General features: G+C 68.3%; 18 protein-coding genes. 9 read left to right on the forward strand and 9 right to left on the reverse strand.

Annotated features, from left to right (window positions below):
* Nucleotides 1–6 precede the first annotated feature (6 nt).
* A complete protein-coding gene (locus tag NV348_RS12495) occupies nucleotides 7–1,803 on the reverse strand; it encodes an Rv0497 family membrane protein (RefSeq protein ID WP_447147070.1) in 1,797 nt (598 codons plus the stop codon).
* Nucleotides 1,800–2,783, reverse strand: coding sequence for a Ppx/GppA family phosphatase (locus NV348_RS12500; protein ID WP_447147071.1), 984 nt, complete (start codon nucleotides 2,781–2,783; stop codon nucleotides 1,800–1,802). The genes NV348_RS12495 and NV348_RS12500 overlap by 4 nt, the downstream gene beginning before the upstream one ends.
* Nucleotides 2,784–2,902: 119 nt before the next feature.
* Between NV348_RS12500 and NV348_RS12505 the strand changes: the two genes are divergently transcribed.
* Nucleotides 2,903–3,727 carry a DUF3109 family protein gene (locus NV348_RS12505; protein WP_447151013.1) on the forward strand — a complete coding sequence of 275 codons (825 nt, stop codon included), beginning with the start codon at nucleotides 2,903–2,905 and terminating at the stop codon, nucleotides 3,725–3,727.
* Nucleotides 3,728–3,797: 70 nt separating this feature from the next.
* Entirely contained in the window at nucleotides 3,798–4,127 is a 330-nt protein-coding gene (locus NV348_RS12510) for a hypothetical protein (protein WP_447147072.1), read from the forward strand.
* A gap of 58 nt (nucleotides 4,128–4,185) precedes the next feature.
* Here NV348_RS12510 and NV348_RS12515 read toward each other — a convergent pair whose 3' ends face one another.
* From NV348_RS12515 to NV348_RS12525, 3 genes are all read right to left on the reverse strand, one after another.
* On the reverse strand, nucleotides 4,186–4,875 hold the full coding sequence (locus tag NV348_RS12515; RefSeq protein WP_019049472.1) for a response regulator: 690 nt from the start codon (nucleotides 4,873–4,875) through the stop codon (nucleotides 4,186–4,188).
* Complete coding sequence (locus tag NV348_RS12520; protein ID WP_447147073.1) at nucleotides 4,872–6,110, reverse strand: sensor histidine kinase; 1,239 nt, start codon at nucleotides 6,108–6,110, stop codon at nucleotides 4,872–4,874. The genes NV348_RS12515 and NV348_RS12520 overlap by 4 nt, the downstream gene beginning before the upstream one ends.
* Before the next feature lie 129 nt (nucleotides 6,111–6,239).
* Nucleotides 6,240–6,626, reverse strand: a complete 387-nt coding sequence (locus NV348_RS12525; RefSeq protein WP_447147074.1) for a winged helix-turn-helix transcriptional regulator — start codon at nucleotides 6,624–6,626, stop codon at nucleotides 6,240–6,242.
* A gap of 110 nt (nucleotides 6,627–6,736) precedes the next feature.
* Here NV348_RS12525 and NV348_RS12530 point away from each other — a divergent pair, with 110 nt between their 5' ends.
* Nucleotides 6,737–7,477: an NADPH-dependent F420 reductase gene (locus tag NV348_RS12530; protein WP_447147075.1), complete on the forward strand. Its 741-nt coding sequence runs from the start codon at nucleotides 6,737–6,739 to the stop codon at nucleotides 7,475–7,477.
* A 124-nt stretch (nucleotides 7,478–7,601) separates the two neighbouring features.
* On the opposite strand, the gene NV348_RS12535 is transcribed toward NV348_RS12530, so the two are convergent.
* Genes NV348_RS12535 through NV348_RS12550 form a run of 4 tightly spaced genes read right to left on the reverse strand, consistent with a single transcriptional unit; the run spans nucleotide 7,602 to nucleotide 10,639 of the window.
* Nucleotides 7,602–8,306 carry a hypothetical protein gene (locus NV348_RS12535; RefSeq protein ID WP_447147076.1) on the reverse strand — a complete coding sequence of 235 codons (705 nt, stop codon included), beginning with the start codon at nucleotides 8,304–8,306 and terminating at the stop codon, nucleotides 7,602–7,604.
* Complete coding sequence (locus NV348_RS12540; RefSeq protein ID WP_447147077.1) at nucleotides 8,303–9,643, reverse strand: hypothetical protein; 1,341 nt, start codon at nucleotides 9,641–9,643, stop codon at nucleotides 8,303–8,305. Before NV348_RS12540 ends, NV348_RS12535 begins: the two co-directional genes overlap by 4 nt.
* A gap of 3 nt (nucleotides 9,644–9,646) precedes the next feature.
* Complete coding sequence (locus tag NV348_RS12545) at nucleotides 9,647–10,273, reverse strand: DUF3558 domain-containing protein (RefSeq protein ID WP_447147078.1); 627 nt, start codon at nucleotides 10,271–10,273, stop codon at nucleotides 9,647–9,649.
* Nucleotides 10,274–10,276: 3 nt separating this feature from the next.
* Nucleotides 10,277–10,639, reverse strand: a complete 363-nt coding sequence (locus tag NV348_RS12550; protein ID WP_447147079.1) for a hypothetical protein — start codon at nucleotides 10,637–10,639, stop codon at nucleotides 10,277–10,279.
* Nucleotides 10,640–10,871: 232 nt separating this feature from the next.
* On the opposite strand from NV348_RS12550, the gene NV348_RS12555 reads away from it, so the two are divergent.
* The 6 genes from NV348_RS12555 to NV348_RS12580 all read left to right on the forward strand — a co-directional run bounded on the left by NV348_RS12555 (nucleotide 10,872) and on the right by NV348_RS12580 (nucleotide 15,112).
* Nucleotides 10,872–11,192: a hypothetical protein gene (locus NV348_RS12555; RefSeq protein ID WP_447147080.1), complete on the forward strand. Its 321-nt coding sequence runs from the start codon at nucleotides 10,872–10,874 to the stop codon at nucleotides 11,190–11,192.
* The gene (locus tag NV348_RS12560) at nucleotides 11,189–12,244 is read left to right on the forward strand and encodes a hypothetical protein (RefSeq protein ID WP_447147081.1); all 1,056 of its coding nucleotides are present in this window, start codon (nucleotides 11,189–11,191) and stop codon (nucleotides 12,242–12,244) included. Before NV348_RS12555 ends, NV348_RS12560 begins: the two co-directional genes overlap by 4 nt.
* A 54-nt stretch (nucleotides 12,245–12,298) precedes the next feature.
* A complete protein-coding gene (locus tag NV348_RS12565; protein WP_447147082.1) occupies nucleotides 12,299–12,829 on the forward strand; it encodes an LpqN/LpqT family lipoprotein in 531 nt (176 codons plus the stop codon).
* Between the two features lies 1 nt (nucleotide 12,830).
* Complete coding sequence (locus tag NV348_RS12570) at nucleotides 12,831–13,706, forward strand: hypothetical protein (protein ID WP_447147083.1); 876 nt, start codon at nucleotides 12,831–12,833, stop codon at nucleotides 13,704–13,706.
* Nucleotides 13,707–13,769: 63 nt separating this feature from the next.
* A complete protein-coding gene (locus tag NV348_RS12575; RefSeq protein WP_447147084.1) occupies nucleotides 13,770–14,291 on the forward strand; it encodes a hypothetical protein in 522 nt (173 codons plus the stop codon).
* Complete coding sequence (locus NV348_RS12580; RefSeq protein WP_447147085.1) at nucleotides 14,288–15,112, forward strand: hypothetical protein; 825 nt, start codon at nucleotides 14,288–14,290, stop codon at nucleotides 15,110–15,112. The genes NV348_RS12575 and NV348_RS12580 overlap by 4 nt, the downstream gene beginning before the upstream one ends.
* Nucleotides 15,113–15,126 lie beyond the last annotated feature (14 nt).

Raw genomic sequence — 15,126 nt, forward strand, 5'->3', positions numbered from 1 at the left:
CCTGCTTCAGCTGGTACTGAGGAGAAAGGCTAGCGGTCCGAGCGTCACGAAGACGCCTACGACGACGGCGATCACAGTGCTGTAGATGTCGTCGGTGCGGCGCAGAATCCGCACCAGCGCCACCAGGCCGAGGATGACGACCATGGCCAGGGCCAGCGCGACCCAGGGCAGCGTCTCCCACATCGTCTCGAAACCCTTGAACAGCAACATTCCGGCGATCGCGGCGCCGACGCTCTGGCCCGCCAGGATCAGCCACTGCCTGCGGTGGTCGTCGGCGGTCGCACCGCGCGCCAGCCGGGAGACCCGCCCGCCCGCGCGACTGGCCGAGACCCGGCTCGCCGCGCGCGATCTGGCCCGGCTCGCCACCTTGGACGCGGCGGCCTTGGTCGCGGCCCGCCTGCTCGCCCTGGTCGGCTTCGGTTCGGGGTCGTAGTCGTCGTAGTCGTCATCGTCGTAGCCGGCGTCGTCGTACCCGCCGTCGGCGTAGTCGGTCTCGGAGTAGTCGTTGTCGGCGTAGTCGCGGTCGACGTAGTCGGACTCGGCGTAGTCGTCGGTGTCCGGCTCGGCCGCGCGGTTGCCGCCGACGCGGTAGACCTCGGTGCGGGCGTCGGCGTCATCGGCGCGCTGGCGCAGCAGGTCACCGGCCACCGACTGACCCGAGACCAGCGGCTGTTCCTGGCTGACCGGCGACCAGGCGGCCGTCGGGAAACCACCGCTCTCCGGCGCGGGCGGTGCCGGATCGGGCCGGTGCCTGCGCGCCGACCACGACGGCAGTCCCCCGGTCTTGCCCGCCTCGGGCCCCGATCGCCGGCGATCCAGCGACGGCCGCTGATCGGCCTCCGGGGCGGGCGGCCAGCCGGTCCCCCGCGCCTGCGGGGCGTCCGGGGCTGGCGCGACGTTGTAGGTCTGCGTGGCGTCCACATCGGGACGCGGGCCGAACTCCGGGAACGCGTTGAACCCCGGCGCTGCGCCGGTACCGGGAAAACCACCGAATCCGGGTGCGGCGTCCTGACGGCCGTTGAAGCCCCGGGCCGGCTCGGGGCCGGGTGTGGGCGGTTCGAACGCGGGTTGGGCGTACCCCGGCGCGTCCGGCGACCACGCCGCGGGTGCCGCGGCGGCTTCCTCGGCGGCCTCGGCCGCGCGCCTGCGGGCGGCCCGGCCACCGGTGGCGGGCGGCGCCTGCGGCGGCTCGGGCAACGGTGCGGGTTCGGGCGCCTCGTCCGGGTCGGCCCGGCGACGACGGCCGCCGCCGACCGCGGGCAGCGCCCCGGAGCCGAACATCTCGGCGATGCCGGGATCCACCGGCTGGGCCGAGCCGGGCGCGCCCAGCCGGCCGGGACCACGTCCGGCACCGCGCGACCCGGAGTCGCGCGCCTCGGCGCGGTACGGGCCGAACGGATCGGCCGCCGGGCGCGGACCGCCCACGCCGAGCGGATCGTTCGGATCGGGAGCGGAGAACCCCGAGTGGGGATCGAAGCGGGTGATCGGCCCCGACATCGGCGAGAAGGCCGGCTCGGCCGGGCCCGGCGGCGGATACGGCGCGGGCTGATAGCTCGCGGGCGGTTCGTAGGCCGGGGCGGGCGGTTCATAGGCCGGGGCGGGCGGCTCGGGCTCCGGAGCGGGCGCGGCGTGCGAATTCGGCCGGATGGCAGCGTTCTCCCCGGTCAGATCGTTGACCGAGAGTCCGCGACCACTGCGCCGTCGCCTGCCGCCGCCACCGCTCGGCGGCGAGCCCGCACCCTGCGCGGCATTGCGCGCGAGTAGTTCGGCGACCGATAGCTGTTTCGAATCGTCAGCACTCATGCCGACTCCGCTCTCGCCACAGCCTCGACCGGCGGGACGACGGCCGGGCCCCCGTTCGGCTCGGTATCCAGCTTGCGCAGGATCAGGCCTTCACGCAGCGCCCATGGGCAGATCTCGATGCTGTCGAGCGACAACGCCCGCATACTCGCCTCCGCGACCAGTGCGCCGGCCACCAACTGCTGGGACCGGTCCGAACTCACGCCTTCCAGCTCCGCACGGTCGGAAGCGGTCATCCGGGAGATGAACGCGATCAGCTGGCGCAAACCGGAGCTGGTCAGTGTACGGCGCACGCGCGGACCGGCGGCCGAGGGTGCCGCGCCGGTCAGTCTGGCCAGCGAGCGGAACGTCTTCGAGGTGCCGACAGCCAGGTCGGGCCTGCCCGCCTCGATGATGGTCTTGGTGGGGACGACGAGTTCGGCGTCGAGCCAATCGCGCAGGACCGCGATCTTGCGCTTGCCCGGCGGATCGTCGCGCAGCCACTCCCTGGTCAGCCTGCCCGCGCCGAGCTGCAGCGACAGCGCGATATCGGGTTCCTCGTCGCCGCCGTTGGACATCTCCAGCGAGCCGCCGCCGATGTCGAGGTTGATGATGCGGCCCGCGCTCCAGCCGAACCAGCGGCGGACCGCGAGGAACGTCAGCCTGGCCTCGTCGTCGCCGGAGAGGACCTGCAGATCGACCCCGGTCGTGCCGCGCACCCGGGCCAGCACTTCGTCGGAATTGGTGGCCTCACGCAGGGCCGACGTGGCGAACGGCATCAGCTCGACGCACTTGGAATTGCGCGCCAGATCGGCGAATTCCTCGATGGTCGCGATCAGCCGCGCCGCGCCCACCTCGGTGATGCGCCCGTCGCCGTCCATGTTCTCCGAGAGCCGTAACGCCGACTTCGACGAGCTCATCGGCATCGGGTGGCCACCACGATGGGCGTCCACCACGAGCAGGTGAACGGTATTGCTTCCGACATCGAGAACACCAAGCCGCACAGGAATACGGTACTTGGTGATCCGGTACTACAGGTCAGGCGACTGAACTGTTAGCGTCACAAGTTGTGACCGAAGGCGCATCTGGCACCGCGGAGACCCGGCTCCGACCTGGGCGAAAGATCGATCCGAGCCCCGAGGTCGAGCTCGACTTCCCACGCGAATGGATCGAGTTCACCGACCCAGCAAACGACGAGCACCAGATCGTCGCCGACCTGACCTGGCTGCTCTCCCGCTGGTCGTGTGTGTTCGGCACACCCGCCTGTCAGGGCATCATCGCCGACCGTCCCGACGACGGTTGCTGCTCGCACGGCGCTTTCCTCGCCGACAAGGACGACCGCAAGCGGCTGGCCGGCGCTGTGAAGATGCTCACACCCGAGGACTGGCAGCTGATGGGCGAGGCCACCGAGAAGGGCAAAGTGGTCAAGAAGGGTTACCTCGAACTCGACGAGCTCGAGGACGAACCCGCCCTGCGGACCCGCCGCTTCGACGGCGCCTGCATCTTCCTCAACCGCCCCGGTTTCGCCGCGGGCCCCGGCTGCGCGCTGCACATCATGGCGGTGCGCAAGGGCATCGAACCGCTCGAGGTGAAGCCGGATGTCTGCTGGCAGCTGCCGATCCGCCGCACCCAGGATTGGGTGGAACGCCCTGACGGGGAACAGATCCTGCGCACCGTGGTCACCGAGTACGACCGCCGCGGCTGGGGCCCGGGCGGCCTCGATCTGGATTGGTACTGCACCGGCTCGCCCGACGCACACGTCGGCGCCAAGCCGGTCTGGCAGTCCTACGGCCCCGAGCTGCGGGAACTGCTCGGCGCGCCCGCGTACGAGGAATTGGCGAAGCTGTGCCGCCGTCGCGAGGGCCTCGGCCTGATCGCGGTGCATCCGGCGACGGTGGAAGCGGAGCGGATCCACCCCGAAGCTCACATTTCGAATCAATCCGCGTGAAAACCTCGTAACCCGCTGGTTCACCCCGTGGTCATGCGGAAGTCATTCCGATCGGGTTGGATCGTTATCCATGTCGAAGAAAGCGCTCTCCCTGGCGACCCTCGTGATCGGCGCCACCCTCTCCATGACCGGCCTGGCCAACGCCGAACCGAACGGTGACCCGGCAAAGTACGCGGACTTCACCTCGAGCTTCGTGAACTACAACTCTCCCGAAGCCCTGACCGCGGCACAGGACGGAAAGTACATCATCGTCAGTCCCCAGGGCACCTCGACCACGATCGCCTGCCGTGGCACCGGCACCGACGTGGCGATCTACGACTGCATGCAGGAAGACCCGTGGGGCTGGGTCCCGCTGCGCAAGATCGACACCCCGCTCGGCGCCGCCTGGAGCACGGTCTAACCCCCGAACACGAGAGCCCCGTCGGTCCGACCGACGGGGCTCTGTTCGTTCGCGGGGATCAGGCTTCGAGCTTGTACCCCAGGCCACGCACGGTGACCAGGTGCTCGGGCTTGGCCGGATCGGCCTCGATCTTCGAGCGCAGCCGCTTGACGTGCACGTCCAGGGTCTTGGTGTCGCCGACGTAGTCGGCGCCCCACACCCGATCGATCAGCTGCCCGCGGGTCAGCACGCGACCGGAGTTGCGCAGCAGGTATTCGAGCAGGTCGAACTCCTTGAGCGGCAGGGTGACCTGCCCGCCGTTGACGTGCACCGTGTGCCGGTCCACATCCATCCGCACCGGACCGGCCTCGAGCACGCCGTTCTCGCTACCGGAGTCCAGCTCGTCGCCCGCGCCGCGGCGCAGCACGGCGCGGATGCGGGCGATCAGCTCGCGCGCCGAGTACGGCTTGGTGACGTAGTCGTCGGCGCCCAGTTCCAGGCCGACGACCTTGTCGATCTCGCTGTCGCGCGCGGTGACCATGATCACCGGCACGCCGCTGCGGGTGCGCAGCTGCTTGCAGACATCGGTGCCGCTCATGCCGGGCAGCATCAGGTCGAGCAACACGATGTCGGCGCCGGAGCGGTCGAACTCGGCCAGCGCGGACGGACCGTCGCCGACGACGGTGACGTCGAAGCCCTCCTTGCGCAGCAGGAACGCCAGCGGATCGGCCAGCGACTCCTCGTCCTCGACGATCAACACACTCGTCATCTGCGTGCCTCCACACCGTTCGTTCGTCCAGCAGGGGTGCGCTGGACAATGGGTTCTCTCGCGGCGAGCTCCGGCGTCGGCTCCGCGTCCTCGTCCCCATCCGTCTCCAGATGGGCGGGGATGCGCAGCGTGAACGTCGATCCGGTGCCCAGTTTGCTCCACAGGGTGATCTCACCGTTGTGGTTGGCCGCCACGTGTTTGACGATGGCCAGGCCGAGTCCGGTGCCGCCGGTCGACCGTGAGCGGGCCTTGTCGGAGCGGAAGAACCGCTCGAACACCCGCTCCTGGTCTTCCTTGGCGATGCCGATGCCTCGGTCGGTGACGGCCATCGCGACGTGATCGCCGCGCAGCGACCGGCTCACCGACACGTGCGATCCCTGCGGCGAGTACGCGATGGCGTTCTCGACCAGGTTCGACAGCGCGGTGACCAGCAGCGTCTCGTCGCCGAGCACTTCCAGCCCACTGGGCCGGTCGGTGCTGACGGTGATGCCGGCGGCCTCGGCGGCGGTGCGCGACCGGTCGACGGCCTGCTGCACCACGGTGTCGACGTCGACGACGGCCAGATCGGGCAGCTTCTCGGCGCCCTGCAAGCGCGAGAGCGCGATCAGCTCGGTCACCATCTTGCCGAGGCGGCGCGATTCGCCCAGCACGCGCGAACCGAAGTGGCGCACCGCGTCGGGATCGTCGGCGGATTCCAGCATGGCCTCGGCCAGCAGGCTCATCGCGCCGACGGGAGTCTTGAGCTCGTGGCTGACATTGGCGACGAAATCGCGCCTGGTCGCCTCCATGCGCGCCTGCTCGGAGTCGTCGTCGGCGAAGAGCACGACGAAGCTGGTCTCCTCGCGCGAGAGCTTGCGGGCGACGCCGCGCACGGCGATCCGGCCACGGCCGGGCAGCGGGTTCTTGGCGGTGAGGTCGTATTCGGCGGACTCGCCGGTCGCCAGCACCTTCTCCACGGCGGCCCACGCGCGTTCGTCGAGCAACCGATTGCGGACCAGACCGAGTTCCTCGGCGCGCGGATTCACCAGAACCACGTCGCGGTACTCGTCGACGACGGCGATGCCGCTCTCGGAGGCCAGCACGATCAGGTCGAGCACCTGCGACATGGTCAGCCCGGTGTCTTCCTGCGTGCGGGCAGCCTGCCTGGCGTTGACATACGGGATCAGCAGGCCCCCGACTGCCAGTCCGACGACAGCCGCGAGGACTGCCAACAGCACGGCCTGCGGAACACTCACGCTTTGATCGTACGAGTGCCGACTGACGTATCGGTGGCGGGTCGTCGAAGTTTCGCGCAGGTCACAGGCCCTTGGCGTGGCGTTCTCGTGCCGTTCACCCGGCGGGCACCTGGCGTGTCGGCGGGCGTGTCAGTCCGGCGGTTCGCGGTACATCGCGAGGGTCACCGCGGCCCCGTGCCGGTCGACCCATGCGCCGAGCGCATAAATCGGCTGGAGCAGATCGCGGCCGGCTTCGGTGAGTTCGTACTCCACCCGTGGCGGCGCTTCGGCGTAGCGCTGCCTGCGTACGAGCGTCATCTGTTCCATCCGCCGCAACGTCTGGGTGAGCATCTTCTGGCTGATCCCGCCGACGGCGCCGCGAAGGTCACTGTGACGAAGCGGACCATCCCGCAGCATGTACACGATCACGGGCAGCCAGGAATTCCCGAACAGGTCGACGCCCATCCGGGCGGGGCAGTCGGACTCGTAGTCGCCGTAGGGCGCGTACTGCGCCGGTTCGGCTGGTACCGCGGTCATGCGATTCAGCCTGCCACCGCCGAAAGGCACCCGGGAGTGCCTATCGGAATTCCTAACGTCGGTGCCGTCGACGCCAACGGGCTCGGCAATCGCGAATCTCAGGAGTTTTCATGCGCATCGGAATCATCGGCGCCGGAGCGATGGCGGCCGCGCTCGGCGGTGGCTGGGCAGCGGCGGGCCACGAGGTGTGGATCGGCGCGCGGTCGGCCGAGCCCGGACGCGAGCTCGCCGCCCGGATCAGCTCGACACCGCGCGATCCGCGAACGTCGGCGACAGGATCCACCGAGGCTGCTCTCATCGACTCGGCGGCGGAGCCCGCGGTACGCGCCGGGGACATCCGCTCGGCGATCGCGGCCGCCGACGTCGTGCTGCTGGCGGTACCGGTGGACGCCCTCACCCCCTTGCTCGGCGAACACCGCGACGCCTTGGCGGGAAAGGTCCTCATCGACTGCACCAACGCTTTCCTGCCCGACGAGGCCGCACCCGAGGGCGTCACCGCGTTCGTCCTGAGCGAGGACGCGATGGCCGAACGCATCGCGGCGAGCGTCCCGGAGGCCCACGTGGTCAAGGCCTTCAACCTGCTCGCCGCCGAGGTCTGGGCCGGCGCGGATCGCGTCTTCGACGGCGAGCGACTGGCTGTCCCGCTCTGCGGCGACAATGCCGAGGCCGTACACACCGTTGCGTCTCTCGCCGAAGACCTTGCCCTGCAACCGTTCCCCGCGGGCGGACTGCATCGGGCGAAGTACCTGGAAGCCACGTCGGTATTCACCGTCGGCTTGTGGTTCGCCGGTGCGAACGCACGGGCCATGCTGCCCCCGCTGTCGGCGGCGTTCGCGGTGGCCGACTCCTAGGTCCAGCCACATCCCTGCACCGAAACAGCCAGCAGGACAAGTGTTCCGGCCCGCACCTCGAGACAGTGGTCTTCCTCCGCTATCTGCCGCGCGCCCGGCGGTCTCCAGTGCACGGTCGTCGGTCTCAGTCACCTCGCGCGGGAACGGTCGCGATGGCCTCGATCGCGTCGATCAGGCGTTGCTTGCTCGCGGGTTCGATGTGGAGATCCTGGTAGCGCCGGTAGCTGAGGTAGCGGCCGTCGTCGGCGACGTCGAGCCAGGTCAGGTAGCGGGCCGGGGCAGCGCGCTCGGCGTGCAACCCCACCCTGGCCTCGATGTGGCCGGAGGCGGCGCGTTCGGCAGCCGTGAGCCGGTGCATCCGCTCGGCGACGGAATCCGGTGCGCGTTGCCAGGATTCGAAGTGCGCGGCCAGCCGGTCGACATCCTCGACGAGATGCCCGGCCCGCCCGGCGGGCAGCTCGCCGAGGAAGGAAGCGAACGCGCGCGACACCATTCCGGCACTGCCGGAGAACACCTCGACACTGTTGTCGTCGTACTGCCGGATCACGACACCGCGCTCCCCCGACCGCGCGCCATAGGCACGCAATCGGGGCCCAGCCTGGTCGAAGACCGCCATCGCGGTATCCGGTCGCGCCGCGTGCCGCAGCACCGCGGTCAGATCAGGATCGCCGCCGGTGGGCCAGCGCTGCGCCGCGGCGCGGGCGAGCTCCTCGTATCCGCTCTGGGTCAGGGCGTCCGAGTACACGGTCAGCGGGAAGGGGTATCGGTCGTCACCGGTCTCCCCCTGCCAGACGACCGCGAATTCGTCGGCGGTGAAGGTCCAGCTCACGATGCCCCCGCGCCGCCCTGATCCTGGTCCGCGACCCGGGTCGCCGGCGCGTCCGCGCCGATGGCTCCGGGCACCGCGGGCACTTCGTCGCCGAACAGCTCGGGCTGCACCCGGCGCAGGTAATCGGGAGCGCTGTGTTCCCCCTCGTCGTCCTTACCGCCACCGCGCGCACCCGGCGCGCCCATCATGCCCGGACTCATCCCGCGCCCGGCCGAGGCCGCACCCGCCGCGCCGGAAAGCCCAGCGGCCGCGAGGTTTTGGCCGACACCCGCCGGCGCCCGCCCGGCGACGGACCCGCCCGGCGTCAGCGTGGCACCACCCGGGCTCGAACCGCCCGGCGACCCGGACCCCGGCGAACCACCGCCCGGGCTGGTGCCCGGTGTGGTCGAGGCAGGCGTCGTCGACGCGGGGGTGGTACTCGCCGGGTTGGTGGTGCTGCTGTCGTCGCCCTGCGAGTCGTCGGAATCGCCGCTGTCGTCGGTATCCGTGCCCGCAGTCGTCTCGTCGTCGGTCGTCGTCCCGGGTTGCGTTGTTTCCTCGGTGGTGCCGGGGTCGTCGCCGGTCGTCGTCCCGTCGTCGGTGGTGTTTCCGCCACCACCGGTGGTGCCGCCGTTGTTCGACCCGCCGCCACCGGCGCCGGGGTCGTTGGCGCCGCCGCCAGTGCCCGGCTGGGTGGGTGCGACGAAGGTCGGCACGTTCTCCCCGGCGGGGCCGTAGGTCGGCATGTAGGTCATTTTCATGGCCGCGATCGCCTGCTGGCGCCGGTCGTTCTTCTCCCGCTCGGTCGCAGCCGCCGACCCGGGAACCGAGAGTTCCGCCAGAGTCGCGGGCACCGAGGTTCCGACGTTGCTCCCCTCGGTCGCGTTGACCGGCGCGGGCACAGCCACTTTGACCGCCTCCGCGCCATACGCCGCCGCCTTCACCCGATGCCCGACCGCCGACAGCACGGTGTAGACATCCGTCGCCTCGGTGATGAACTTCCGCCCCGCAGCCTCGCCCGCGGACGCGAACTCTCCGTGCAAGCTCGACGAGGCCCGCGCGGTCTGAATCATCAGCCCGGTCACGGCACCGGAGATCTCCGTGAACATCGCGACCCACTGATCACCGAACTGCTGCATCACCCCGGGTTGCATCTGCTGCACCGCGTTGTAGATGTCCTCGTGCGACATACGATCGAACGGCTCGAATTCGGGAATGTACTTCGGATCGACACCGCTGTGACTGAGCGATTCCTGTTGCTGCTCGGCACCGGACTGCTGCTGCCGCCCGCTGACCTGCTGATCCAGCCCCGGCAGAATCGCACTCAGCGGATTCTGCGCCCCTCCCCCGTCAGCCATGGGTCAATTCTCCTTACCGATGGATTTCTCTACGGCCGAGGCGATTTCCATGATGTTGGCGCAGGGGTCGAGGTTCTGGCGTTGGCCGAGGCTGAGGACAAGGGTCCTGACGAAAACGACACCGGCCTCCGTGCGCAGGTGCACCTTGCAGGCGTTTTCACTCCCCGGGTCGCCACGCACGAGCCCGGCCTGGCGTCCGTTGACAGTTACTTCCTGCAACCAGGGCCCGTTCTTCTGAAGATTCTCATCCCACGTGATGTTGCCGGAGTCGAGCCCGAGGGAGACGGTATTGCCCGAGTTACGGAAGTCGCAGGTCAAGAAGGTGTACTCGGCAACCAGGTCCGACCCCCGCTTCCGTGACGTCGGCTGGAATCCGACGGCCGCGATGTCAGCGTCGCTGATCCAAGTGCACGGGTCGAAGACCACTTTCGAACGTCCGGTCGACTGCGTGTACTTGTTGTCCTGGGATGGCGGCTGAAGCTTGGGGTCGGTCAGCGTCGGACGCGCCGCCTGGGTCATGGTCGACCCGCCCTGAGCCGAGGGTTCGGGGCCGGCGGTGCCTGTGGACGAGCTACATGCCGAGGCCGCCAGAGCAACGAGGACGCCGCCCGCGATCACTCTCGTTTTCATGTCTTATGCCTGCCTAGCTATCTCGCTCAACGCATCCGCGTTGAGCTGGTCCGCCTCGCTCAGAATTCCCGCAGCCTGCAGATATCCATCTGCCATGCCCCTCGCTGCCGTCGCCAGCTGCTGCAACACCTGTTTCGCGCCGATCGCCTTGTTCGAGAACCCCTGCTGCAACGACAGGGCAGAGTTCAGTGACCCGAAACCACTGACATTCACCATCCGCTCAGCCTCTACGACCCACTCATCGCATATCGCCGCGAACCGCAGATACGCCTGAGCCACATCCCGAGCCGCATCCGGCTCCATCGTCAACTGCCCCGACGACGCCGCATTCCACAACTGCGCGGCAGCATCCCCACCGATAGCCACTGATTCCTCCCCCTCGCAGCGTCAGCAGGCAGTCTAGCAGCGCGGCCGCACCGGGGAAGTCCGTAGACGTCCAGGAGCTGAGCTGCGGTTTCGCTGGAGCTCGGCCGTCTGAGAGGGCGTTCGCGTGACTCGATCTCCGCCGAAAACAAACTGGACGGGAACCGAACTGCGCTGCCGTGCGTCCAACCGAGTATGAGGTACCGGCACGGGCAGACGAAGGGGGCGGCGGTCGATGTCACTCGAGGTGAGTCCTGACAGTTTGCGGCAGGCAGCGGCAGCGCTCGCGCTACTGCCCAACGACATCGACAAGGCGAAGAAGCTCGCGGCGGCGCCGGTCGCGGCCGCGCTGAAGGGTTCCGCGGTGGGCACGGCACTGGAAGGTTCCGATCCCCGCAGCAAGACCGCAAAGGACGTGCTGATGGCGCGGTTCAACCATCTGTCCGGTCTGCTGGCCCTATCGGCGAACAAATACCAGGGCACGGATCTGGACGCCGCCCGGCGCCTCGCCGCAGTGGCCGACCTGAATTCCGGCAACGCCCATGAGGGGAAATGAGCATGGCCCCACCCGTCGACGTGCTCACCTGGGATGTTTCGAACCTGCCCACGATCGCCACCAACGCCGGCGAGATCGCGGACACAATCGTGACCGCGGCAGGCACGATGCACACCACGATCCACAGCGGTCTGACCTGGAAGGGTGAGGCGAAAACCGCCGCCGAGGACAAGGCCGACGAGGAACAGACGCAGATGCGCGCGATCGCCGTGGCCTACGACGATCTCGAGGCCGCCTGCAACGGCGCCTACCAGGCCATGCATCAGCCACTCGCGGATATCAAGACGATCTACCAGAACTATGTGACCGGGTCGGTGTCGGTTTCCGACGACTGGAGTGTGCACGGCGTCGACGACTGGAATTCCGAGGCAGGCATCCAGCTGGCCAGGCTCCCCGGCCTGGCCACCGCCTTGTTCGCGGCCGACGCGACCTGGGGTCAGAAGGTCACCGATGCCAACGGCGAACTCGAACGCATGGCCTCGTCGTCGACCCTGGCCGCTATCGCGCAGGCCATCACCGATATCAAGAAGGAGGACCCGAACGCGATCCCGGACGCCATCGCGACCTCACCGGCGTCGCATTGGGCACCGGATGTCCCGGCGATGACCGCCGCGGCGATCGCCGGAGCGATGACCGAAGGGACCCGGATGGGCCTCGAGTCCGCCGCGAAGGACGCTGCCGACAAAGGCGTGCTGAAATGGGTGGAGAACTGGGGAAAGTGGGGTCAGGACGGAAAATGGACGAGCGGAATCGGCAAGTTCGGCATTGTCGGTAATGTCATCGGCACCGTCCCCGCCATCGCCAACGACATCAACGGTGGCATGGATCCGACCAAGGCCATCGTCAGCGAATCCGCGGGGACGGCTGCGGGGATGGCGGTCGGCACCGCGGCGGGGACGGCGGTCGGCTCGTGGGCGACCGGTGCTCTCGCCGGAGCCACCATCGGCTCGGTGGTCCCCGGCGCGGGTACCGCGGTGGGCTTCGTGGTCGGCGCCGGCGTCGGCGCGCTCACCGCGTGGGGAGTGTCGAAGTCGATTCAGAAGTTTTGGTAGCCGATGGCGGACGACCGCATCGGGCCCGCTGAAGTACCTGATCAGGAACGGTAAATGGACGACAGTATCGCCGAATATCTACACACCAGGGGGATCCGGATCATCCCGGTGCACACCGACACGATCGGAGCCCCGGAGATCCGGGTGACCGCACCGGAGGGCTGGTTCGAGATCGGCCAGGAGGTGTTGCCCGGCGCGTACGCGGCATGGGCCGTTCCTCCTGTCGATGGCCGGGAATGGGCCGACAACCTGCTGGTGATCGTGGGCCGTCTCACCGAACGCGTCGACGCCGCCGCGCTGATCGATCGCGCGTTCGTCGACTCACGGCGGCTGCCGGCCTGGATCGAGGAATCGGCCGGGTTCGTCGACTGCGACGGTTATCGTTCGGCGGTCATCTCCGGTCTGTACACCGGCGGTGAACTGCGTGTGCGCACCCGAACCCAGTATCTGGTGATCGACCAGCTCGACCACGATTACCTGGTGCAATACACCGCCACGGTCGCCGCGGATTCGACGGCGTGGAATCTGGTCGACAGTCCGCCGCCGCTGCACGTGGCGTGGCCGGTGCGTGGCGGGCAGTTTTGACATGACGCTGCCGGTGGTGCCAGTCGAACAGCGGTGGGGTGGGCGTCCGACGCGCGGGGTGCTCGTTTTCACCGCCTTTATGGCGGTCGCTTTGCTGGCGGTCGCGGTGGGGTGGGTGGTGATGGGGGTGCTGGCGTGGCGGGACAGCAGCCCGGTGACGCGGCTCGGGTACATCGGCGCGGCAATGCTTTTCGTCGGGGCGGCCGGGATGTTCGGGACGAGATTGCTGACGATGTTCCCGCGGATCGCCGATCGCATCGTGCCCGCGGCGACGGTGCACACCGACGCGGAATGGGGTGCGGGTATCCGTTTGCGGCACGAATCCGATCTGCTGACGGTGGAGCTGCTCCTTGCCGGGTGCGGGGTGTTCGGGTTCACGGCCTGGTGGGGATGGCGGACGGGGACGGGGGCGTTGCTCCCCTTCGCCAGCGACAACAGCGGTGGGGCGATCACGGCGCTGGTGTTCTCGATCATCTGCGTGAGTGCGCTGGTCCTGATGTTGTTGGTCCGGGTGGTCCGGATCCGGTGGGAGTTGTATCCCGCGGGTATCGTCAGCCGTAATCCGCTGCGGGACGAGGTTCGCCTCGGCTGGGACGAGATCGTGGCGGTGCGGGGGGACGTGTGCAGACTCTCGGCCCAGCGCAGTGCGGCCCCGGTCGTCATGGCCGAACTGGTGGACGCCACCCGGCCACCCCAGCACGGCGTCTTCGATCGCGTCGGCGAACTCGGCATCCCCGCGTGCCTGCTCCAGTGCGATTCCGACGTCCTGCTGGCCGTGATCATCCGCCTCCACGAGGATCCGGACACCCGCCCACTGCTGACCACCGACGCCGCACCGCGTTGGTTCACAACGCGATATCACCAGCCACGTGATTGACGGCATGAACACGTTCACCCGCATCTGCCGCCGAGCGAAAGACGCCGCCTGGCAATGCAGTTGGTGAGATCAGGCGAAGACCTCGGCGAACTCGACCGAATGGCCTCGTCATCGACCCTGGCCGCCATCGCACAGGCCATCACCGACATCAAGAAGGAAGACCCGTCTGCGATCCCGGACGCCATCGCGACCTCACCCGCATCGCACTGGGCGCCGGACAAACCGGCGATGACGGCGGCCGCGATCGCCGGCGCGATGACCGAAGGCACCAGAATGGGGCTCGAATCGGCCGCGAAAGACGCCGCTGACAAGGGTGTACTGAAGTGGGTCGAGAACTGGGGGAAAATCGACGATGCCGGGAAATACACCTCCGGAATGAGTCGACTCGGGATCGTCGGAAACGTCATCGGCACTGTCCCCGCGATCGCGAACGACATCAACGGTGGGATGGATCCGACCAAAGCTGTCGTCACCGAAACCGCCGGCACAGCCGCGGGAATGGCCCTGGGTACCTGGGCCGGAGCCGCGACAACCGGTGCGCTGGCCGGATCGGTGGTGCCCGGTGTCGGGACCGCCGCGGGATGATCGCGTTCACCGCTGTTTTCATGACGGTTTTCGCGCTGGTAGCAGCGGGCTGGCTGGTGATGGCGCTGCAAGAATTCAGCCACAGCAACAATGTGGTTCGACTCGGGCAACTCGGAATGATCACTCTGGCAGTCGGTGCGGCTGCGCTGTTCGGATCCCAGTTGATCTCGGCATTTCCGCGCGTCGCCGAAATACTGTCCCCGTCGGTGACATCGCGGAACGATAAGGATTGGGGCGCTGACGTACGGCTGAACCAGGAATCGAATACGTTGCCGCTGCTGCTGATACTGGCCGGCTGCGCGACATACGGGCTGACAGCCTGGCTGGCGTGGCGATCCGGCTATGGTGGCGACTTGCTCCCGTTCTCCAGGGACGACAGCGCGGGCGCGACCTTCGCGCTGATCTTCGCGATCATCGCGTTGACGGTGCTGGCCCTGGTCCTCTTCGCGAAGTTCGTCAGGATCTCGGTGGAGATGTATCCGTCCGGGATCATCGTTCGTACGCCGATGCGCGGAATTTCCAGGATCGGCTGGGGCGATATATCCGGGATTCGGAGCGACGTGTGCAAACTCTCCGCACAACAAAGCGAAGCACCGGTTGTCATGGCGACCCTCGTCGACAGCTCTCGAGCTCCGAATCACAAGATATTCGATCGAACCGGCGAACTCGGCATTCCGGCTTGCATTCTCCGGTGTAATTCGGATCTTCTGCTGGCACTGATCGGCCACCTGCTGGAAAACCCGGAGTCTCGACCGATACTCGCGTCCGACGCTGCGCCGGAATGGTTCACAGTCCGTTACCATCGGCCGTCGGCAGATTGACGCGATCAGGAAGG

The organism is Nocardia fodinahabitans (assembly GCF_052983615.1).